The organism is Candidatus Amarolinea aalborgensis (assembly GCF_900491745.1).
Taxonomy (GTDB): Bacteria; Chloroflexota; Anaerolineae; order SSC4; family Amarolineaceae; genus Amarolinea; species Amarolinea aalborgensis.
In genome coordinates, this window is record NZ_UETR01000004.1 from 171,062 (window position 1) to 193,071 (window position 22,010).

Annotated in this window: 19 protein-coding genes; 10 read left to right on the forward strand and 9 right to left on the reverse strand. The window is 59.0% G+C overall.

What is annotated here, in order from left to right; translation table 11 throughout:
• The first annotated feature begins 75 nt into the window (after positions 1–75).
• From ACPQ6D_RS07265 to ACPQ6D_RS07280, 4 genes are all read left to right on the forward strand, one after another.
• Positions 76–2,139 (forward strand): protein kinase domain-containing protein, encoded by a 2,064-nt coding sequence (locus ACPQ6D_RS07265; RefSeq protein ID WP_423223641.1) that lies wholly within the window; start codon positions 76–78, stop codon positions 2,137–2,139.
• Positions 2,140–2,177: 38 nt separating this feature from the next.
• Positions 2,178–4,724, forward strand: coding sequence for a golvesin C-terminal-like domain-containing protein (locus ACPQ6D_RS07270; protein ID WP_423223642.1), 2,547 nt, complete (start codon positions 2,178–2,180; stop codon positions 4,722–4,724).
• A 170-nt stretch (positions 4,725–4,894) separates the two neighbouring features.
• Entirely contained in the window at positions 4,895–6,940 is a 2,046-nt protein-coding gene (locus ACPQ6D_RS07275) for an SH3 domain-containing protein (RefSeq protein ID WP_423223643.1), read from the forward strand.
• Between the two features lie 531 nt (positions 6,941–7,471).
• On the forward strand, positions 7,472–7,732 hold the full coding sequence (locus tag ACPQ6D_RS07280; protein WP_423223644.1) for a hypothetical protein: 261 nt from the start codon (positions 7,472–7,474) through the stop codon (positions 7,730–7,732).
• A gap of 291 nt (positions 7,733–8,023) precedes the next feature.
• On the opposite strand, the gene ACPQ6D_RS07285 is transcribed toward ACPQ6D_RS07280, so the two are convergent.
• The 4 genes from ACPQ6D_RS07285 to ACPQ6D_RS07300 are packed head-to-tail and all read right to left on the reverse strand — an operon-like array spanning position 8,024 to position 9,113.
• On the reverse strand, positions 8,024–8,425 hold the full coding sequence (locus ACPQ6D_RS07285; protein ID WP_423223645.1) for a putative toxin-antitoxin system toxin component, PIN family: 402 nt from the start codon (positions 8,423–8,425) through the stop codon (positions 8,024–8,026).
• Between the two features lie 5 nt (positions 8,426–8,430).
• Positions 8,431–8,733, reverse strand: coding sequence for a type II toxin-antitoxin system Phd/YefM family antitoxin (locus ACPQ6D_RS07290; protein ID WP_423223646.1), 303 nt, complete (start codon positions 8,731–8,733; stop codon positions 8,431–8,433).
• 40 nt (positions 8,734–8,773) lie between these two features.
• Entirely contained in the window at positions 8,774–8,962 is a 189-nt protein-coding gene (locus ACPQ6D_RS07295) for a hypothetical protein (RefSeq protein ID WP_423223647.1), read from the reverse strand.
• Positions 8,955–9,113, reverse strand: coding sequence for a hypothetical protein (locus tag ACPQ6D_RS07300; RefSeq protein WP_423223648.1), 159 nt, complete (start codon positions 9,111–9,113; stop codon positions 8,955–8,957). The genes ACPQ6D_RS07295 and ACPQ6D_RS07300 overlap by 8 nt, the downstream gene beginning before the upstream one ends.
• Before the next feature lie 257 nt (positions 9,114–9,370).
• Between ACPQ6D_RS07300 and istA the strand changes: the two genes are divergently transcribed.
• Entirely contained in the window at positions 9,371–10,888 is a 1,518-nt protein-coding gene (gene istA / locus ACPQ6D_RS07305; protein ID WP_423222873.1) for an IS21 family transposase, read from the forward strand.
• On the forward strand, positions 10,888–11,658 hold the full coding sequence (gene istB / locus ACPQ6D_RS07310) for an IS21-like element helper ATPase IstB (RefSeq protein WP_423222872.1): 771 nt from the start codon (positions 10,888–10,890) through the stop codon (positions 11,656–11,658). Before istA ends, istB begins: the two co-directional genes overlap by 1 nt.
• A gap of 557 nt (positions 11,659–12,215) precedes the next feature.
• Here the strand turns inward: istB and ACPQ6D_RS07315 are convergent.
• The 3 genes from ACPQ6D_RS07315 to ACPQ6D_RS07325 are packed head-to-tail and all read right to left on the reverse strand — an operon-like array spanning position 12,216 to position 16,196.
• On the reverse strand, positions 12,216–14,720 hold the full coding sequence (locus tag ACPQ6D_RS07315) for a DEAD/DEAH box helicase (RefSeq protein ID WP_423223649.1): 2,505 nt from the start codon (positions 14,718–14,720) through the stop codon (positions 12,216–12,218).
• A 2-nt stretch (positions 14,721–14,722) separates the two neighbouring features.
• Positions 14,723–15,532, reverse strand: a complete 810-nt coding sequence (locus tag ACPQ6D_RS07320; RefSeq protein ID WP_423223650.1) for a hypothetical protein — start codon at positions 15,530–15,532, stop codon at positions 14,723–14,725.
• Positions 15,533–15,548: 16 nt separating this feature from the next.
• Positions 15,549–16,196, reverse strand: a complete 648-nt coding sequence (locus tag ACPQ6D_RS07325) for a poly-gamma-glutamate hydrolase family protein (protein WP_423223651.1) — start codon at positions 16,194–16,196, stop codon at positions 15,549–15,551.
• Between the two features lie 197 nt (positions 16,197–16,393).
• On the opposite strand from ACPQ6D_RS07325, the gene ACPQ6D_RS07330 reads away from it, so the two are divergent.
• The 3 genes from ACPQ6D_RS07330 to ACPQ6D_RS07340 all read left to right on the forward strand — a co-directional run bounded on the left by ACPQ6D_RS07330 (position 16,394) and on the right by ACPQ6D_RS07340 (position 19,025).
• Entirely contained in the window at positions 16,394–17,236 is an 843-nt protein-coding gene (locus ACPQ6D_RS07330) for an SAM-dependent methyltransferase (protein ID WP_423223652.1), read from the forward strand.
• A gap of 358 nt (positions 17,237–17,594) precedes the next feature.
• Positions 17,595–18,782: a sulfite exporter TauE/SafE family protein gene (locus ACPQ6D_RS07335; protein WP_423223653.1), complete on the forward strand. Its 1,188-nt coding sequence runs from the start codon at positions 17,595–17,597 to the stop codon at positions 18,780–18,782.
• 30 nt (positions 18,783–18,812) lie between these two features.
• Positions 18,813–19,025: a heavy-metal-associated domain-containing protein gene (locus ACPQ6D_RS07340; RefSeq protein WP_423223654.1), complete on the forward strand. Its 213-nt coding sequence runs from the start codon at positions 18,813–18,815 to the stop codon at positions 19,023–19,025.
• Positions 19,026–19,147: 122 nt separating this feature from the next.
• Here the strand turns inward: ACPQ6D_RS07340 and ACPQ6D_RS07345 are convergent, their stop codons facing one another.
• Entirely contained in the window at positions 19,148–20,503 is a 1,356-nt protein-coding gene (locus tag ACPQ6D_RS07345; protein ID WP_423223655.1) for a glycoside hydrolase family 1 protein, read from the reverse strand.
• Positions 20,500–21,153: a hypothetical protein gene (locus tag ACPQ6D_RS07350; protein WP_423223656.1), complete on the reverse strand. Its 654-nt coding sequence runs from the start codon at positions 21,151–21,153 to the stop codon at positions 20,500–20,502. Before ACPQ6D_RS07350 ends, ACPQ6D_RS07345 begins: the two co-directional genes overlap by 4 nt.
• Positions 21,154–21,434: 281 nt before the next feature.
• Between ACPQ6D_RS07350 and rsmD the strand changes: the two genes are divergently transcribed.
• Complete coding sequence (gene rsmD / locus ACPQ6D_RS07355) at positions 21,435–21,998, forward strand: 16S rRNA (guanine(966)-N(2))-methyltransferase RsmD (RefSeq protein WP_423223657.1); 564 nt, start codon at positions 21,435–21,437, stop codon at positions 21,996–21,998.
• Positions 21,999–22,010 lie beyond the last annotated feature (12 nt).

The following is a 22,010-nucleotide window of genomic DNA, read 5'->3' on the forward strand; positions in this document are numbered from 1 at the left end:
GCTCCTGAGCCGCCGTCAAGAATTCTACTCTCAGAACGGGGAAACGCATTCCACGCGATCGTGGGAGATGCTTTGATGCCGCTGAAACCTGGCACGATCCTGGAGAATCGCTACCGTGTGGACAGCCTGCTCGGCCAGGGTGGGATGGGGGCTGTCTACCGTGCGCGAGATGAGCGTCTGGCGATGTGGGTGGCACTCAAGGAGAATTCCCTGAACTCGCCGGAGGCACGCGCCCAGTTCGTGCGTGAGGCCCAGGTTCTGGCCCGGCTGCACCACAGCAATCTACCGAAGGTGATCGATCATTTCATCACGAAGGAGGGCTTGCAGTACCTCGTGATGACCTTCATCGAAGGAGTAAACCTGGCCGACTTGCTGGCTTCTCGTGGCCGCCAATCCCCGGCGGAGGTCATGACCTGGCTGCGGCAGGTGTGTGATGCATTGACCTACCTGCACAGCCAGAATCCACCCATCATCCACCGCGACATCAAACCGCAGAACATCAAGATCACACCAGACGGGCGCGTTTTTCTGGTTGACTTCGGTCTCAGCAAGGTTGGCTCGATCCAGCAAAGCACGGCCAGCGGTGCGCTGGGTGTGACGCCTGGTTTCTCACCCTGGGAGCAGTATGGGCAGGGTCATACCGATCAACGCTCGGACGTGTATGCGTTGACAGCCACGCTGTACGCCATGCTGACGGGCGAGATTCCGCCAGACAGTGTACGGCGGGGATTGGCTGGCGTGCCGCTGAGGTCGCCGCGCGAGTTCAACCCCGGCTTGAGCCCGACATTCGAACGGGCTCTGGTGCACGGTTTGGAGACGCAGCCGACGAACCGGCCGGCGAGCGTGGCGGCGCTATGCCACGAACTGGAGGTGGCCCTGAATCTGCCCAATCGAGCCGCACCGGTATCGAGTCTACAAGCAGCTCCACCCACCGGCGACGTGTCGCGACCGTTGTCTGCACCGGTAGTGTCGTCAACACGGCGGGAGCGTGGTTTGCCGTGGTGGGCGCTGATCGGCGTTGCGGCGACGGCCGTCGTGTTGGTGGTGATTGGCGTTGCGGCCATCGGTGGCCGTAAAACATCCACAGCGACACCTCCTGGGGTGGTGGTGAATACGGGCAGCCCAGCTACCACTCGCACGGTGCAGCCGGCTGGTGCAACTCTGGCCGCGCCGCTTGCCTTGGTGACCCTGCTGCCGACCGCGACCTCACTACCGACTTCCACCGCACCGCCGCCCACGGCGACACCCTTACCGACGGCGACGCCAGTCCCGACCTCGACGGCTACGGTGACCGCTGCGCCCACCACGCCGACCCCTGTCGTCGGAAAGGTGGTCTTTGGCAGCGATCGCAGCGGCTACGCGCACATCTTCACGGCGCGCGGCAACGGCCAGGGGTTGCGGGCAATCACCAGCGGCAGCGAGTATTTCTGGGACCCAATCTTTAGCAATGATGGCACGCTGGTGGCCTTTGTGTCCAAGGTCAGCGGCAACACCGAGGTCTTCGTCGCCCGCAGTGATGGGAGCAACGCCCGAGCGATCAGCAATCACCCGGCCGAGGACGATCATCCTGCCTGGTTCCCCAGGAATGGCGAGTTGGCGTTTGCCAGCCGACGCAATGGCGGGTGGGACATCTATCGCATGAACGCCGACGGCTCGAACGTGCGCCGACTGACGGCCGATGGCGGCGACAATCGTTTTGTCTCCGTCTCACCTGACGGCAGACAGATCGCTTACGTTTCCCAGAACGCACCTTACCCTGGCCTTGATTTGATGCTGATGAACGCGGATGGAAGCAACCGCCGCATTCTGTTCAGCTTCGCATCCACCAAGCAGCGCGACGACCCCGGCCGGTATGTCTTCCGCCCCGATTGGTCGCCCGACGGCGCGCAGCTTGCGTTCGGCGCAGACGATGACAGCGATGGGCTGATCAGCGTATTCGTGGTCGAAGCGGCGACCGGTCAGGCGCGGCGCCTGATCGAGGATGGCAACAGCCCGGCGTGGAGCCCAGACGGCGGGCGGTTGATCTACAAGCCGGCCGGCGAGCGGCAGATCTTGTTCGTCGCAGACGCCAGCGGCAGGCGCCTCTACCAGTTGACTGGGTCGGCCTACAACGCGTGGTCTCCGGATTGGGCGCGTTGAAGAGAAGCCGCATACGCAGAAGATATGAGGATGTCCCAATGACCCATGCAAAATCTCGTTGGTACGTAAGTGTAGTGCTATTCACCCTGCTTGTTCAGCATATCCCCGTCTACGCGCAACAAGGCCCAGTGAACATCAACGATTACCTGCAACCAGGAGAACACACGGCGCGCATCCAACCCGCTTTGCGTTATCACGGGCGCCTATATGAAATCCATTACTTCACAACCGGCGATTACACAAGTCAGCGCGGTGGGTTGATTTTTTCCGCCACCTCGCAATTCTTCGCTCAGAAGCAAATCACCGCGTTGCTGGTCACTGAAGATGGCAACCTAATTGATGATGAAGACACATTGCGTCGCGTTTTCACGTTATACCGATCAGCGGTTGAGTTATTTGACTATCAAGTCGCAAATGCCCCTGGCTTGATTGACGATAGTTTTGTAGAAGATATGGTCAGGGTGACGAACAGCCCCATATTCTTGGAGCCGTACATCAAACACACCATATTTGGCGATCGTAGGGCAGAAACAACGGAAGCGTTACGCAGTATTCTCACCGCATACCGGGCATCTCCCGATATTATGACGGATTTTGCCGACCAGATCCGGATTCAGGCTGAGACGACCAATTCGTTTGGTGATACCGTGAGGGAGATCGCTGAATCTGCTCGATTTTCCAACAGCAAAGCGGTTCGAGACGTGGCCAAAGACCTGCGCGCTACTTTCAAATCATGGGAGCGCTCAACTGAGCAAGGAAGGTCCTTCATCAAGATCAATGGCCAGCGTATCGAACTGTTCAATGCCCTGGACATTCTTTCGTTGTCCGCGCATTTGTTGTGGCTTGCCAACTTCGAACGTGACCGCGCCGATTGGCTGAAGACTTATCTCACGTACGCGCAAGGGGATGCCATGCTCGATGCAGATCAGGGGTTGGCTGCAGCCGCTGCCATTGTCGAGACTGAGAGCGATTGGGTTCAGCGAGGAAACATAATCCTACAGTTTGTGGCCGACAAAACCAGCGACTTGGCTATCGATCTGGGAAAGAAAGCCCTGGCTGATTTGTGGGTCAAATGGTCATGGAAGGAATTTGGCAAGCGGAGTACGGGGCACCTGGTGGCAGGCGCAGCTTCTGCCGTCCTTCTTGGTTTCACCTTGGGAAACCTGATCTTGGGTCTCGATGACTTGTATGACAACTTTATCACCGGTGAACGCGCAGACGAGCTGCGCCGCCGTTTCAGAGCTGCGAGGCTGCAGTTGCAGCCAGGAGTTTTGCGAACCGTCGCTGAGTATGATGGTGAGCATGCGGCCCGTTTTCAGGTTGCCTACATGCTGGAATCGCTCAGCGCCGTCTCCGAGTATCGCTCGTATGCTGACGGCGTTGATGCAACCGTCCGTCAGAACTTCTTTGCTCTTATTAACCCAGTGGTTTGGTTTCGAGGAAAAGAGTGGAGCGAGGCAACAAGGCAGTTGCGTGAGGTTGCAAACCAGATAGAACTCAATGCCGAGAATACCATTGGTCATCCTGAATTTGTGGACGCGGCTGTCAAACTCGTCACTGACCGTCTAGCGCTGGGTGCGATTTTGCCGGCGGTGATTGTAGATGACGCGGAAGCGGGGTGCGTCAAGATAGGGAACGCCTCTTTTTGGCATTCGATATCTACTGGCCATGCCGGCGGCGCAATCTGGACATTCAACGAATCTCAGAAGACGACGAACTCGGTTCGCTGGATACCCGCACTAAGGCGAAGCGGCTCTTATCAGCTTCATGCATTCATTCCAGCGCACGCCGCTCAGCTTCCCAAGCCATTCACACAGGCTGCCAGCTATTCGATTCATCATGCGGGCGCCGACAATATCAAGACTGTCAGCCAGGCAGGCGTCAACAACGATTGGTTAGACCTGGGCGTTTACTACTTCAGCGGCAAAGGCGATGAGTATATCGGCCTTGTTGACCAGACGGGGGAACCATCTGGCAGCACCATTGTGGCTTTTGATGCTCTGCGGTGGACAGCCGTCAACCGCGACATGCCGGCGCTGGATGCCTCTGTCAGCAATGCGTTCGTATACGACATCGTGCTTCCCGGCGAAACAGCACACCTTGAATTCAATCTACAAAACACGGGTGCTGCGCCCTGGAATGGTTCTGAGTATTCACTAGAAGCTCAAGCGGACGATTCTGGCGCGGCGCCGCGATCATTGCCCGTGGTGGGACAAGTATCTCCCGGCGAAACAGCTACCTGGAACCTAGGTTTCCTGGTGTCAGGATCACCCGGTGTTCGAAGGTTTCCCTATCGGATGCAGTTTGCTGGCCAGCCCTTCGGACAGATAGCGACCGGCTACGTGTTCGTGCTACCAGAGGCGCTCAAAGATATGGAGGCGAAAATTCGCGATCAGATTGAAGAGTGGAAGCGCAAAGGACAGAAGACGATTGATGACCTGGTACAAGGGATCTGGCAGGAGATTCAACGTGAGATTGAGCGCCAAGCACAGCGCGCCGTCGGCCAGTTGTGTCAAGGGACAGGCGTTTTGTTAGCCTTGGTGTTGTTGATTGGCTATCGAGGTTGGTACGGGCGCGCTAGATAGGCTCGTGTTACTTGACCTGGATTCTATTCGCGCCTTGGTTCTGGCGAATCAGCAGCCAGGCGGCAAGGATGTGGAGCAGGACTCGATGTCTTTGCTGCTGGCCCGCAGTGTTGAACCCTAAGATGTGATTAGGTAGCTTTGAGCTATTCCCCCTACCCACGAGGACGCCCATGCAATGTCAAAACTGTTCCGCCCCTTTGCCCGATCAGGCACGCTTCTGCAACGCGTGCGGAACCCCGCAGACAGCGACGATCACGTGCCGACAGTGCGGCGCCAGTCTGAAGCCGGGGCAGAAGTACTGTATCCAGTGCGGCGCTGAGGTGAGCGCCGCGCGCGCCACGACCGAGGATGGCGGCCAGAAGGCGATACCTCCTGCGCCGGCGCAGGACCGCTCCAGCCGCTTGCCAATTTTGATCGGCTTGGTTGCTCTCTTGATTATCGTTGCCGGCTCGGCGGGAACCATTCTCTGGTTGCAGCAACGCAACGAGAGACAACGTGCGGCGACCGAACGGGAGGCCATCGTTGCCCAGTGGCAGGCCGCGCAAGCAGCCCTCACGGCAGGGGATTTTGAGAAGACGCTGGGGTTGATCGCGGATATTCGCCTGCGCGATGCTGCCTTCGAGCCGACGGCGGTGAAGAGCCTGCGCATGGCTGCCTGCACAAGCCTGGCGCAGACCGCAGAAGGCGCCGCGAATGTTTCCGCGGCGCAGGGATGGTGGGATTGCGTCCTCGAAGAAGACTCGAATGACTCCGAAGGCAGGCTGGGGCGTGAGCGCTCCACCGCCTATCTGACTGGCCAAAACGCATGGGCGACGCAAGACTACTCTGGCGCCATTGCGGCCTGGCAGCCGATCTATGCTGCTCGACCTGACTATGCTGACCTCAAGACGAAGCTATACGATGCGCATATCGCACACGGGGATGCCCTGTGCGCGCAGCAGAATCTGCCGGACGGTCAGGCGCAATTTGCTGCCGCCCGCATCATAGACCTGAATCGTCCGGAGGCCGACGCCCATCTGGCCTCGTGCCAACCCACGCCGACGCCAACGCCAACGCCGCTCCCTGGCCCTCATCTGGCCGTTGTTGCCAACACTAGCGCGCTGCGCGTGCGGGCTGGCCCCGGTCCCGGCTATCTCGTTCTGGGGCGCTTGGGAACCAACTCAACCGTAACGGTCACTGGCCGCACTGACGACGCCACATGGGTCGAGGTCCAGGCGGATGAGGCGCGACGCGGCTGGGTCAGCGCGGAGTTCCTGAGCTCATCCTATCCGTTTTTGGCCGCGCCGGTGCAGGCGCCGCCGCCTCTCGTGAAGAGCGTGCAGGTGGCGCAAGCGCTGCAGGATTTCTCGCCGGAGCAGGGCTATCGCTCCTGGTACTATGTGATTTCGGAATCTCCGGGCAGCCTAAAGTTCAAACAGATGCCGTGGGACGGCGGTTCCTGGTGGCGGTGGTGCTGCGACGCCGCCTACGATCCACGCATGCGCATCTCCGATAATGGCATGTATCCCAGCCGGGCGCACGATGTGGCGCGTGAATGGGTTTCGCCGTATGAGGGCGCGCTGCGCATTTCCGGGCGCGCGTACAAGGATGGCCGCGGCGGCAACGGGGTCAATCTGCGCATCGTGCACAAAGAGACAACGGTGTGGCAGGTTGACCTGAACGGCTCCGATACAACCGGTGCTCGTTTCGATGTCAGCATCAACGTGCAGCCCGGCGATGTCATCTATTTCATTGCCAACGCGCGCAACGATGACGGAGATGACAATACGGTCTTTGAGCCGCTCATCGAACTGCAACATGCGGACGGGGCCGATCAATCGCCGCCGGCCGTGTGGGCTGACAAGCCGGCGATCCCCACACCCAAATCAACATTGCCCCCCGCCCCCAGCTTGTGCTTCGAGCCGCGTGTGCGTCACTATGAGGAGCACAAGGGCTGCTGCGCTGAGGTCGCCGGCCTGGTCTACAACCTGCAAGGGAATCCGTTCGCTCCACGCGGCGCGCTCGTCCGCATCGAAGGCCCGCCGGCAAACAACCGCTACATGCGGGAATTTGCCGTAGATGCTGGCGGCGGCTACAGCATCACCGCGCTCACCGTGGACACCTACACCGTCTGGCTGAAAGGGACCAACATTCGCAGTCCCAAATTCGAGGTGAAATACCCTGATTGGGCCAAGATTCGCATCCTGGTGGACTTCTTTCAGGTGGCATGCCGTTGAAAGGCGCCTGGTGTCGACCTGTGCGACCCAGGCGATTCATGCGGGGTGTGAGAAATTGGCAGGGTATTGAGAGAAAGATGGTAAACAGGCAGGGTGTTTATCCCGCATAATACACACATTGCCACGCAAGGTCGGGATCGCTTGGCGAGCGACTGTGAGCCTGCGACCGATCTGGCGCCGAACATCAGCGGGCACGGAATCAGCGATGACGTCCTACCGTTGGTTCATGCCATCAGGTTCAGGAGGGGTTATGGCCGATTATCATAGTTGTCCGAATTGCGGAAGCAAGCCCACCGCATGGCTCGCTTCGCACATGGATGTCTACCAGTGCGACAGCTGTCGCACGGAGTTTTGCCATCGCTGCCCTGGCAGCAACGGCGGCCGCGAATGCCCGCGCTGCGGTTCGACGCGTTATCGGACCGTGGGGCGGGTGTACAAGTAATTTGCACATACAAGGAAATCAAACAGATCGCCGACGAGGTCTTCGACCAGTGGAAACACCAGTGGAAGCAGGGGTAACGGTGACGCATCATGACCGATTCTGAATTCAAAGCACTACGCCCAGGCGACAAGGTCTCAGTGTCCGGCAAACAGATCGCCTTCGACGCAGTGGTGACCGGGCCGCATGACAGCAATGACGAAATTCCGATTCAGGTAGTCGAGGTTCATTACCGGGCAGAGAACCTGGATTACGTGTACCAGGCTTACCGCGCTGGGCATCGCACCACGGAGGGTAACCGCCCAGCGCTGCTGCACGGGTGGATCAGCGAGGGGGTTAGTAGATGGGGTTGAGCCTGGCTGACGACTCGGCGGTAGGCATCAGTCATCGGTGGTCTGTTCGCTAGCAGTCGCTCCCGACGTCAACGCCAACCATCACCCCTAGAGGCCGACACCCCTGCCGACTTTCACCCCGACAGCGACGCCGACCGCCACCGTGTGTCCTGAATACACACCGCCGCCGGGTATCGGGGTGGAGGACATTCACACGATCGTCGCGCATTGGGGAGAAACACCTAGGTGCGCCGGCTGTCGCCGACCGATGTGTTGACCACGCGCCAGATGGCCTTGGCGGCATGATGCTCACTACTTTCGCCATGCCCTGACGAATTCCCCTGGCGCAACCACCTGAACCTCACCGCGTATTGCTTCCGGGTAGTGCGCGGTGTTGCCGGTAATGAGCACTGCCTCGGCTTGCGTTGCCACTTCCAGGAACGGCAGATCATCGGGGTCCGGCAGTTTGCACGACAGCGGCCGGGCCGTGACTTGTTCGCCGTCAGCCTCCAGGTACTCCAGCACGACCGCCACGTCTTCCGGTGCAAAGTTGAACTTTGGCCGCGCCAGCACCTCGCGGTATTCGGCCATCAGGCGATCATCGTAGGCTGCCCGGATGTCGCCGTTCAGGACCATGTCGAACACGCGCGCCGGCGGGCCGAAAGGGGAGAGCAGCGCGGAGACCAGGATGTTGGTGTCCAACACGACCAACATTCGGGCTACTCTTCGGCCGCCGCGGCCCGGCGCTCACGGCGGACCTGGGCGATCTCGGCCTCGATCTCGGCGGCTGACAGCTTGTTCGCCCCACTCGCGGCCGCGGCCCGGCGCAGACGCGAAACGGCGGCCTGGGCCCGCGCCCGGCGCAGCGCGGCCACCGTCTCTTCCACGTCGTTCTCCCCTACCCCGGCGATGACCGCCACTGGCCGGCCGTTAGAGGTGAGGATGATCTCGCGCTGCTGGCGCAGCTTGTCCCACACCTCGCCGGGCTTCAGCCGCAGGTCACGGATCGTCACGAATTCCATGGTAAGTAACCTCCTGTAGCCCAATTGGACTACGATCAGTTTACAGGAAAGACCAGCAGGTGTCAAACTGCCCGCGCGACGCGACTATGCCGACGATGTAGCGGTCGCTAACGCGGTTGGTCATCTCCTCGTCCGGCCCGCCGGCCGCGCCGAGGAGGTCGCGGCGGACCATGGCTTCCAGTTCGACGCGCAGTTGCAGGGGAGAAGGAGACACCAACGCATCAGCCATCGTATTCACCCCAAAAACGCACGATATCCGCCAGGAACGACGCCGACTCACGCAGCAAGCCTGTGCCATGCGCCGGATGGTAGCGTTCGGCGTAGACATGGGCGGCCTGATACGCCCACTCGCCCTCATACAACCCATACCCCAACGTCATGTCCGACCAGCCATATGGTGCGGCGACGGACTAGTCCATCATTCTGCACTCGGGCGCAGTCTCAATGGTCATCAACCAGAGTAAGGTCACTATGCATGATGCTGTGATACAGTGAATTCAGCTGCCCTTTGTTTTTGGTAATATAAAGTAAGGCCACCTGGCTGAGAAATGGCAGTCGAAATCTGGGCCACCAGAGAAATTCCGCTATCATAAGGGGGAGGCGAAAAGCCGACGAGACCATGGTAGCGGAGGGAAGGATGAAGACGGTGGAAGATTATGCCCAGATTCGGGATGCCTATTTCAATCAACACAAGAGCATTCGTGAGATTGCTCGCGAACTGAAACACGGGCGCGACACCATTGCGAAAGCGCTGGACCTGGCCGAGCCGGAGCCGTACCAGCGGGCAGTTCAACGAGCGGATCCGGTGCTGGGGCCTTACAAGGCAAAGATTGATGAACTTCTGGCCGAGAATGAAGGACTGCCGCGTAAGCAGCGGTACACGGGACAGAAGATTTATGAAATGGTCCACGAGCAAGGCTACCGGGGGAGCGATTCGGGCGTGCGTCACTACGTAGCGCAATGCCGTGAGGCACAGCGGAAGCCGGCGGTTTACCTGCCGCTGGCGTTCGATCCGGGTCGCGAAGCTCAAGTGGACTGGGGAGATGCGACGGTCATCATGGCTGGCGTACGGATGGTCGTACAGTTGTTCCTGATGTGGCTCAACTTTTCCCACCGGCTGTTCGTGTGCGCTTATCCGACGCAAAAGCAAGAGAGTTTCTTGGACGGTCATGTGCAGGCTTTCCGATTCTTTGGCGGCGTACCGCACCGAGTCAGCTACGACAATCTCAAAACGGCCGTGTTTGAGATTCTGCAAGGGCATCGTCGCATCGAGCAGCGTACGTTTGTGGCGTTTCGCAGCCATTATCTCTTCGAGAGTCACTTCTGCACCCCTGCGCAGGGCCACGAAAAGGGAGGTGTCGAACATAACGTCGGGTTTAGTCGGCGCAACTTTCTGGTTCCCATCCCCCACGTGGCCTCGTTCAGCGAACTGAACGCCTATTTGCTGGACAAGTGCCGCACCAACGACCTGCGCCAGGTGAAAGGCGAGCCAACCACGATCGGCGAGGCGTGGGAGCAGGAGCGAACCCATCTGCGCCCACTGCCCGTGCGAGACTATGCGTGCTGTGTGACGGCGCCGGTGACACTGACCCCGTACAGCCAGGTGATTTTCGAAACCAATCGCTACTCGGTGCCCGTGGACCAGGCACAGCGCAAACTGGTGGTCAGAGCGTATCCATTTCGGATCGAGATCATGCATCACGACAAAGTGATTGCCAACCATGCCCGCTCTTACGCACGCGAGCAGGACATTTTCGATCCCCTGCACTATCTGCCCCTGCTGGTGCAACGTCCCGGCGCCTTCGAGCACGCCAAACCCTTACGCCAGTGGCGGGCGACATGGCCGGCGGCGTACGAGCAACTCCTGAACAAGATGCAACAGCAGTGGCCCGAGGGTCGCGGGATACGCGAATTTGTTCAGATCCTGCAACTGCATCGGGATCATCCGGCCGACCTGATCGAACAGGCGGTAAGCCAGGCCTTGCTCCACAACTGTGTCCATGTCGAGGGAGTGAAGTTATGCCTGCACCAGATACTGCATCCAGATACGCCACCCCCCACGCTCGAATTGACCGAGCAGTCCGGCTTACGGGAGATCGGCACCCAACCCGTGAACTTGCAACATTACAACCAGTTGCTGTCCGGAGGGAAGTGATGGAATCGCTCTTGCTTTTGGAAAGCTACCTCAAACAGTTGCATCTCCCCACCTTCGTGCGCAATTATCGCCCATTTGCTGAGGATGGCGCCCGTAACAACCTCAGTTACGATCGCTTCCTCCTCGCCCTGGCCGAACAGGAAGTGAACGAACGCGAACGTAAACGTGAAATCATGCGCATCAAGGAAGCACGCTTTCCTGTGCTGAAAGAACTGGCCGATTTCGATTTCAGTTGCGTCCCCCAACTGAACAAGCAGCAGGTGCTCGCCTTAGCTCAGGGACACTACATCCGCCAGGCCGAACCCATTCTGCTCGTGGGCAATCCGGGCTTAGGGAAGACACACGTTGCCTCGGCACTTGCGCTCACCGCATGTCGCCAGGGATACAAGGTTCGCTTCTACAACGCCGCCGGCCTGGTTAATGAACTGATTGAAGCTCAGGATCAGCATCGCTTGGCCAAGTTCCTAACCGCAGCCAAGAAATGCCACCTGATCGTCCTGGACGAGTTAGGCTTCATTCCCTTTTCTGACATCGGCGCCCAGTTGATTTTCCAATTCTGTTCCGCCTTGCATGAAAAAGTGGCGCTCATTGTCACCACCAACCTGCACTTTGCCGACTGGACACAGGTCTTCGGCAATGAACGACTGACCAGCGCACTCCTCGATCGGCTCACCCATCGGGCCCACATCCTGGAATTTCTTGGTGAGTCATATCGCTTTCGTCAGCGCATGCAGCATGTCACCAGCTCTGTATCACCGTCCCAACCATGATTCTCTCGCCATACAGATCCATCAGGAGGTTTGACACAACAACTTCATTCACTTTTCACCCCCTTGTCGCTCTGGCTCAGGACTCAGAAAGCAGGGCTGCCTCCTGCTCGCCGTCGCCATCTAGCCCCCAGTCTAGCACCGTCCGCCACCCCGTCAATGGTCGAGATGAACCGGTTTGGGAATCCGGCCAACAGCAGGCCGGATTCCCAAACCGGCCATTGACGGGGTAGCCAGGAACGGCGCTAATCCTGAAGCTGCGATGGCGACGGACGAAGGAAGCAGGGCCAGCCCTACGCCTGTTGTCATCCCACCCTCCCCGCTTTTTGGGTTTCCAAAATCACGGGTGGCCCTGTTTTACATTGCCAAATGGCCTTGATTTTCATTGCCAAACGGCCCTGATTTTGATTGCCAAGCTGAAAACGGGGTGACCTTGCTGGCCCTGTTTTTCATTGCCAAGTGGCCCAGGTTTCATTTGCCAAAAACATCCTCCACGTACCGCTGATGGTTCAACTCTAGCGGTCTCCTCAATACATCGCACCACGCTTGATCGTGAATGATCAGTCCAGTGGTCTCAGGAGCTCAATAAGCTCCTCGCGCGTCCAACCTCCCATCGGGCCGCCCGCTGCGTCAATGATGCGACCTGCCATGTCCCGCTTCTTGCCAAGCAGCTTGTCAAGTCGCTCCTCCAGTGTGCCTTTGACGATGATACGATGCACATGAACAGTGCGGTGTTGGCCGATTCGATGCACACGATCCGTACTTTGGTCTTCGACGGCGGGGTTCCACCAGCGATCGGCGTGAATGACGTGATTTGCTGCTGTCAGATTGATACCATGACCGGCGGCAAGGGTACTGCACAAGGCAACCTGTGCTTGGCCAGCGTTGAATAGATCAATTAGAGCCTGGCGGTTGTCGGTGCTGCCATCAATGCGAATGTACCGAACCTTCTGTGCCGTAAGTGCGTTTTCGAACAGCGACAACATGCCCAGAAACCGACTGAAAACCACCACCTGCTCGTTTCCAGCCAGGATTTCTTCGATCTTTTCCACTGCCCAATCGAACTTTTCTGAACGCCCGTTCAGAGGTTTTTCTATGTGGTTGATGATCGCTGGATGGTCGCAAACTTGCAGCATGTGGGTCAGAACGGGCAGAATGCTGGTTGTGTAGTTCACCCCTTCACCAGATTTCAGTAATGCTGTTAGTTGCATGGCCCGTTCCTGCATCGTGTCGTAGAGCTGACGCTGCTCCTCAGTTAATTCACACCATTCTTCATTCTCTATCTTTTCCGGCAAATCCTGGGCGACGGCTTCTTTGAGACGCCTCAGCATAAACGGCTTGATGCGACGCCCCAGGCGATTGGCGGCTGTTGAGTCGCCGTTCATGATAGGAATCTCAAACGCGCTTTGGAAGGTGCCCTGGCGGCCCAGGTGGCCGCGCATGAGGAAATCAAAAATTGACCACAACTCAGATGGACGGTTTTCGACTGGGGTTCCACTCAGCGCCAGGCGATGCGCCGCATTGAGCGCCTTGACGGCGTTTGTGCGGATGGCAGAAGGATTTTTGATGTGGGTGGCCTCATCAAGCACCAAGTAGAAGAGTGGAATCTTGGTGAACGTCTCGACGTCGTTAGCCACGGTGGCATAAGTGGTGATGAATGTGATCGGCTTTGCGGAAAAGAGTAAGTCACGCCGTCGGCCCGGGCCGTGATAGACATGTGTTGGCATAGCGGGGAAGCAACGGTAGATCTCGCGTTCCCAGTGGTAAAGCACTGACTTAGGAGTGATAACCAAACTGTGTTGTTGCGATAAGGTTCTCTCATAAGCCAGACGCATGGTCGCAATAGTCTGCAACGTCTTGCCGAGCCCCATGTCGTCTGCCAACACGCCATGCAATCCGTTTTTTGATAGCCAATCCAACCATTGGATGCCCCCCCGCTGGTAATGGCGAAGAGTCACGCCGGAACGCTGCAGGTCATTCTCTCCGGCAGAAGATAGAACAAAGGCATCATCAGGTCTGAAATCCATCAACTGATTCAGGAATTCCTGGAAGGCTGTGCTGATCACCACGTTTCCGCCGGCTTCCTTGATGAATTCTTCTAAGCTGGCAAAGGCATGCACAGGCAGACGATAGCCTTCGGGTGTGGGCAATGCGCCTAATTGCTCGCATTGCTTCTGAACCTCTCTGGCTTCTTTAGTGCTCATTTTCACCCAGGTGGTCGGGGTCAAACGAAAATAGTGCTGGTCGCCGACTTTGGTAACCTCGCTTTGGGGAACGGCGTGGCCATCCATTTGGTATTCCACGCGAAAACTGAACCATCCGGGCATGTCCCGATCTACATGGAAAACGGGCTGCAGCGGTTCTCGTACAACCCGCACTTGGGCGGCGAGATCGGTAAGCACAGCGTTGAATTTGCTCTGGTAAAGCACCAGGTCACGGAGAAAGAATTCAGGAACATCGTTTAGCTGTATTTGCCAATTGCCACGTCTCAGCATTTCTTCGTAATCGGCAGTCAACGCTTTTGGCAAGGGTACGAAGCGATTGCCGAAACGCGCCCATTTACCATCTTGGGTTACCTTCAGTTGCGTCGGAGCAATCAGTTCTGCACTGTCACCATCACGGTAACCAGTCTTGACGGTAGCGCCACGCTCGGGATCAAAGTCAACAATCATGGCGGGCTGTAACGGCTTGGCTTCAATCGCCACTTGCTGTGACACTGGTGCCTCATTGACATTTGTTTTCTGTCGCAAATAGCTAAGCACTGGCGGTAGCACGTCAAATACAAGAGCGCCGTCAGTCGCGTACTCGGGATTTAGGCTCTTGACTGATTGAAGTATGTGCCAGTCGGCGCCACTGACCACATAGATTTTCCGGCCGTCTGGAGATTCTTCCTGGTAGCCATAGCGCAATAACGGTCGTACGTCGGTGATGTTCTCAACGCCGTTATCGGTCATTTTTCGTACGTGCACAACATGGCGCCCTTCGGCATCCATGTCCAACGTGAAGCTGAGTTGGATGGGAAGCATCTGTATGCGGCGGAACATTCGCGACCAAAAATCAGCCATATTTATGTTACCACCTCTTTGGTTAGATCTGCAAACCAATCAGGGACAGACTCCCACTCTGGAAAAGCACCGCGTAGGTAGTGCTCAACCTCATCTGGCATCGTGTACGTGCCCTGAAGAGCTTGGAGAACACTATGCCTATTTACCTTGCTGAGCGGAGCAATCGCCACGCGAATTTGTTCGATCTCAGCCACTACGGTTTTTTTCTTGGTTTCCAACCTATCGATTTCAGCGCTGAGAGCGGAAAGGCGTCCGTTATATCTAGCTTGGATTTCTTGTTTCCCTGGAAAGTCGCTGGCGACAAGCGTGGGTATGGCCGCTTCGTAGCGAGCTACCCACGCGTCAATATCGGCCTGGCGTGACGGTCCAATGCCTTGAATGTTCTTGGAAGCTAAGCGCAGAGATGTCAGATTCCCTTGTCCATGAGCATACGCGTAGAGTATACCGGAAAGCGCCGGACCAATGCCGCGGATTTCCTGCAGTCGTGTCTTCAGGAGGTGTTCTATGAGGGCATGTCGCCATTCCTCCATTGTTTTGGCTTCGACCTTACTCTTGTCTTTACTAACGGCGTCAAGTTCTACCTGGTACACGCGATGCTTCTGCAGGTTCGCGTCGAGCGCATGCCGCAGCAATTTGAGATGCTGTGTTCCTCGCGCAGTGTCATAATCGTGGGCAGCTCGCCGATGCAGATGAATGCGGCGTTGCGCTGCTGGACTGATCCAGATCAGATAAACAGATCCGAAGATAACAAAAGCAAACACAAAGAGAGCAAGTACCAGAAAAGCGATTATGAACAGAGAGTTGATGGTCATGAGTTCTCAGTTAGTCTTACGTTTCCAGAGAAAACTGCAGGGCATCAGGCCGTTCCGCCGGAAAACATAACGCTGCATGCACGGCTCCGACGAAACGGTCGAACTCCGGCGTGCAGTAGCGGCGATCGTCGCGGCCCAAGCCGCGAAACATGGCGAGCCGCAGGCCGCGACTGATCTCCAATTGACAACCAAGACCGGAAGTTCCTCGGTTGCAGATGTTGCTGTCGAATCTGCCGGCGATGGCCGGATTGTCCGTCTGGGAGGTGACGAAACCTGCCGATTTGAGTTCTGCCGCCAGGCGACGGATGAGCGATTGATCTAGCCCTCCCAGATGCACGATGGGATCAACATCATCTACACCGTGAATCGTTACGGCCGTGACTGCATGGCGCAGGATCTCCAGGCACCGGGGCTCATCGAAGTGGGTGCTGGTAATATGCAGCGCGCCATTTCCCGCTGATTTGCGCGCCTCAAACAGATAGAGCGAGTAATCCTCACCTGCGATCGCGCGAGCCAGTTCCGACGTCCCGGGCTCAATACCGCCGCCGTGTGGTGCAAGGATTGCGATGGGCGCGTTGCGGCGTAAGGCTGTGATCACATAGTCCCGGTTTTCACGCTCTATGGCCGCTAGATGCCTATAGCTTCGATACGTATCGGCAGGCATGAATGTCTCTCCTTGCTGGGCAGCCTGTAATCCGCCCTGGCCAGAATAGCCTTGACGCTTCGCCATCATCCTTCTTGATTGTACTATCGCTGCGCGGTTGGCGCAAGGCAGTGGGGAGATGATGAACTACTCCTTGTTTTCCGGATCCCTGTGCTATAATGCGCCCAGAAATCAAGCGGCGCTTAGGAGAAACAGACATGTCAACAATACCCACATCTGACCAACTGCTCGGCGCGACCGCTCGCTGGACGGCGAGCGTGCGCGCGCTGGAGAGTGCACGCGAGGACCGCCTGTTCGACGACCCCTGGGCGGCGGCGCTGGCCGGCGCTGAGGGCGCGGCGTGGATGGCCGGCCGGACGGCGGACAGTGTGCTGCCTATTGTCTTGCGCACGCGCTTTTTCGATGATTTCCTGCAGCGGGTCACGACCGAGCATGGGATACGACAGATCGTACTGTTGGCCGCGGGCCTGGATACGCGCGCGTTTCGACTGGCGTGGCCGGCGCAGACGCGGTTCTTTGAGCTGGATCAACCCGTAGTGATCGCACACAAGGAACGCATTCTGCACGACGCCGGCGCGGCGCCGAACTGCACGCTGCAATGCCTGGGGGCAAACCTCAGCGATCCCTGGCAGGAGGTGTTGCTGCAAGCAGGTTTTGACGCCGGTCAACCCTCGGCCTGGCTGTTGGAGGGATTTCTCTTTTACCTTTCCAACGACCGCATCACGTCAATCCTCGATGCCGTGTCCAACCTGGCTGCGCCCGGCAGTTGGCTCGGCTTCGACATCATCAATCCGGCCGTGCTCACCTCACCCTGGACACGGGCCTGGGTTGAGATGCAGGCCGCGGCCGGTGCGCCCTGGATCGGCGCGCTGGCTGATCCGGTCGGCTTCATGGCCGCGCGCGGCTGGAACGCCACCCTGAGCCAGGCCGGCGCGCCGGATGCCAATCACGGCCGCTGGCATCTGCCGATCATCCCCACGCTGGCGCCCGACATGCCGCACAACTGGTACGTGTGCGCCGAGAAGCAGCCCACCGGCTGAAATCTGGCTGCAGCGCAGCGATAGCGAACCTGGGCCACCATACGCCACAATAATTCCAGCTGTAGCGCCCATTCAACCACAAGGAGCACATGTGGGGGAGGGTGAACACAAAGAAACGGCAGAAGGATTGTGCACTGGCGGAATCTATGTGTTCCTTGTGTTCCTTGTGTTCCTTGTGTTCCTTGTGTTCCTTGTGTTCCTTGTGTTCCTTGTGTTCCTTGTGGTCAAAGAACCGTTCATATTTGAATCCCTGAATACGCCATGTGGCGCGTGACAGGAAGGGCGCTGACTGTTATCATCAGCCGCGGCAGGCTATATTTCATCTGCTATCACCAAGCCCCTGTCCGGTAGGAGTCCAATGACTGATCTTGTGGTTGTTTTCGTCACCGGGTTGACCACCGGCGGCTTGAGCTGCCTGGCGGTGCAGGGCGGCCTGCTCGCCAGTTCGATCGCGCGCCAGGTGGAAGAGGATGTCCAGACCGCGCTGGTCGCCAAGCCGCCGGCCATGCCCAAAGGCAAGAAACGGCGCCCGGCGCCAGCGCAGGCCGCGCCGATCACGCCGGCGCGGCCCAAGCACGTGGCGCGGCCGATTGCCCTTTTCCTCGGCGCCAAACTGGTGGCTTACACGCTCCTCGGCGCGCTCTTGGGGCTGCTCGGCTCGGTGCTGCAATTGACGCCGACAGTGCGCGGCATTCTGCAGCTCGCTATCGGGGTCTACATGGTGGGCAACGCCTTGCGCATGTTCGAGGTGCATCCCATCTTCCGCTACTTCGTCTTCGAGCCGCCGCGTGCGTTGACTCGCTTCATTCGCCGCACAGCCAAGAACAGCAGCAACGAGGTGATTACCCCGCTGTTCCTGGGCCTGCTCACGGTGCTGATTCCCTGCGGCGTGACCCAGGCGATGATGGCGCTGGCGATTGGCAGCGGAAGCCCACTGACCGGCGCAGCCATCATGGCCGCCTTCACCCTTGGCGCCAGCCCGGTCTTTTTCACATTGGCCTACCTGGCGACTCGCCTGGGCGGTGTGTTGGAAGCGCGTGTTCTCAAGGTCGCCGCGCTGGCGGTGCTCGTGCTCGGGCTGGTGTCGGTCAATTCGGGCCTGAACCTGCTCGGCTCGCCTGTCTCTTTCACGAGTTTGGCGAACGCCCTGCTGCCCTCTGTGACCACGTCGGCGAAGGCTGGCGTCACAACCGATTTGAGCAAGATTGACTGCGACCCGAAACTGACCTCGTGCGGCGCCAACGAGGCCGCCAGCCCTGAAACGGGACAGGCAGACGCCGGTAATTCGATCACCGTGCGCGCGCTCAACGACGGCTACTATCCAGCGTCGACGCGGGCCAAGGCCGGGCAGCCGGTGCGCCTTGATCTTGTGACGGACAAGACCTACAGTTGCGCGCAGGCGTTTGTGATTCCTGCCCTGCACATCGAGCGCCTGTTACCCGAGTCTGGCGTAACGAGCATCAACCTGCCGCCGCAAAAAGCCGGCAGCGTGCTGCGCTATACCTGCTCCATGGGCATGTACACCGGGCAGATTCGCTTTGAATAGGCTGCTTTGCAACCGGCCAGGAGAGATGCGATGGTGAAGAAGGTTTTCTGGGTCCCCAACATGCGCTGCAGCGGCTGCGCGATGACGCTCGAAGGACTGGAGGATGAACTGGCCGGCGTTAGCCGCGTCAATGCCAGTTATCACAAGCAGATCATGGAAGTGGAGTTCGACGATCGCCGCGTGAACGAGGCCGCGATCATTGCCGCGGCCAAGCGGCTCGGCTATGAGGCGCTCCCGGCCTAACATGATTGAGGAGGCCCGCATCCTCAGACACAGGCCTTGGCAACGGCTTCTTTCAGGTCATCAAGAACAGGCGTCAGTCACCCCTGTATGGGATTGACTGGCGCCTATTCTGTTGCCAACCGCTACGACCCACTGAACGCTTGCTTGAGCACCTCGGGCGCGTCGCGCTGCACCACGGCGGGCGTGATGGCGTTGGCGCGACAGATGTCCGCATACGTTTGCGCGCTGGCGCGCACGCGCCGCGCCTGCGTCGCCGGATCGAGTTCGATCAAGCCAAAGCGCAGCTGCCAGCCTTCCGCCCATTCGAAGTTATCCACCAGCGTCCAGTGAAAGAAGCCCTTGACAGGCGCGCCCGCTTGAATGGCCCGCTGCACGGCCGCCAGGTGGGTGATGAGGAAGCGCGGCCGCTGATCGTCGTCGGCGTCGGGCAGGCCGCATTCGGTAATGAAAATGGGCTTGCCCATGGTCGCCAAACGCAGCAGCAGTTCTTCCAGGCTGTCTGGCACACATTCGCTGTAGGGCAGACCGCTCCTGGTCACATCGCTGGTTTCACCAGACGGCGCGAAGAAGCGGCGCCCGAAGAGATTGCCCGCTGCGCGCAAATCAAAGCGCATCAACTCCCGTGTGTAGAAGTTGACGCCGATGAAATCGCTGGAGTCAATCAGGGAGCCGACGGTTTGACCGTAGCCCAGGGGCGGCCGCAGGACGCCATCGCCCACTGCGACCAGCAGGCAGTCGCTGAAGAGATAGTTCTGCACCGCCGCGGCCCATTGATCGAGCCGCGCGCTGGCTGTGGCCGGCACAAAGGGCCGGAAATGCAGCACCAGCCCCACCTGCGCGCGGCCGTCGAGGCGATGAATGGCCCGATACGCGGCCGCGTGCGCCAGCAGCAGGTTGCGCATGACGCGAAACGGCGCCACGATGCTGTGCAGACCTGGCGGATGCTCGCCCAGCAAATAGCTGAGCGCGGCATGGATGTTCGGCTCGTTGATGGTGCACCACAGGCCAACCAGGTCGCCCAACTCGCCAGCCACCCGCTCGACAAAACGCTGGAACAGCCCCACGCTGCGCGGGTTGAGCCACGCGCCCTGCGCCTCGAACCAGAGCGGATTGGTGAAATGGTGCAGCGTCACCATCGGCGTCAGGCCGCGGTCACGTAACGCGCTCAGCATCCCACGGTAGCGGCGAAAGGCCGCGGCGTCGAACACGCCTTCGCTCGGCTCCAGGCGGCTCCACTCGACCGACAGCCGGTGCGCATTTTGCCCCAGCGCCTGCGCGCGGTCGAAATCGGCCTCCGCGCCGCCCGGCGCCCACCAATTGCAGGCCAGCCCGGAACGTTGATTCTGATAGATGTGGCCGGGCGTCTGCTCCCACGCCCACCACTGGTTGTTGCGGTTATCGCCCTCAACCTGGTGTGCGGCGGTGGCGGTCCCCCACAGAAAACCGGCGGGGAAGGGACGGTTGACAAGATCGCTCATTGGCCGCTGCCGGCGCGCCGGGGCGTCGTGGGGAGGTAGATGCGACGCACCAGGCCGCTGCTCACTTCCAGGCTGACATTGTCCACCAGGAAGTTCGCGCGGTAGTTTGAGCCGTCCGCGCGCAGCTTCACGCGCACCGTTCGGCCGCGAATAGCGGCCAGATCAGCGGGCGTCAGCACATACGTGAGCGGCTGCCAGGCATTGGTTGGCGGATACGCGTCAATCAGCAGCGCGTCCACGTAATGCGTGCCGCCCACCGGATCGAGCAGTTGGACAGCCAGAAAACGCTCGGCGGGATGTTCACTCCAGCGGGACCAATACCAGAGATGAATCTTGGCAAAAGTGATGTCCGCAGGAATGGCGACGTTCTGAAAGAGTTCGACGGCCGTGTGCGGCTCGAAGTAGGCCGCATAGTCGCCGCTGTAGGGTGTGATGCCGACCGGCAGGCTGCTGGCATGAAAGATAACCTGGACGCCTGGCTCAACCCAGCCGGCGTGAAAAGCCTCGAAATCGCCGTTGACGAGCATCTCGTCTTCAGGGATGGCGGCCTGCGCAGGCGGCAATGCCAACAGCAAGGCTGCAGCAGCCAGCCCAATAACCAGCAGACCGCGAATCATAGGGGAGACGCAGCGCAAGCGCAACCAGTGCATGGAACCTCCAGGGTAAAGAGCGATCACGTGTACGACGCGTCCGGGATCTGAGGGGACAGGGCTGTCTCAAGTGTACCTAAAAACGCAGCGGTTGGCAAAACTGTTTCGGGTGTCTATTAGTTGCCAAGTCCTACGTCGATATGATCTTCCACGACCAGCTTCGGCGAGTTGGCAAAACTGTTTCGGGTGTCTATTAGTTGCCAAAGCTGTCAGCATGTGTTACATTTCAGTCGCGTTACCAGTCTGCGTGACAAATCTTCGGCAGCGGTGAACAATCAGCCATGCGTGTGATTACTGGCTCGGCCAAAGGTCGAATCTTGTTCGGTGTACCTGGCGACTCGACGCGGCCGATCACTGATCGGGTCAAAGAGGCATTGTTCTCCATTCTCGCCGCGCAGGGCGCCATCGAAGACTGCCGTTTTCTGGATCTGTTCGGCGGCACGGGCGCCGTGGGCATCGAGGCGCTGAGCCGAGGGGCAGCTGAGGCCGTTTTTTGCGAGAAGGACCGCCGCGCGCTCGCCATTTTGCACAAAAACCTGGCGCTCACGGGCTTGGCTGATCAGGCGCGCGTCGTCGCTGGCGATGCTTTTGCCTTTCTGCAGCGCACGGACGCGGGGCCGTTCGATCTGGTCTATATCGCGCCGCCGCAGTATCGGCAGCTGTGGCAAAAAGCCCTCCTGCTCATGGATGCACATCCCACGCTGTTGGCGGCTGAAGGACAGGTCATTGTCCAGATTCACCCGAAGGAAGATCATTCCCTATCGTTGAGTTCCCTGGCCCGGCTTGATGAACGCACGTACGGCAGCACCCTGCTTGTGTTCTACGGCCACGCGACCCAAGAATAAGGACGGACGCCT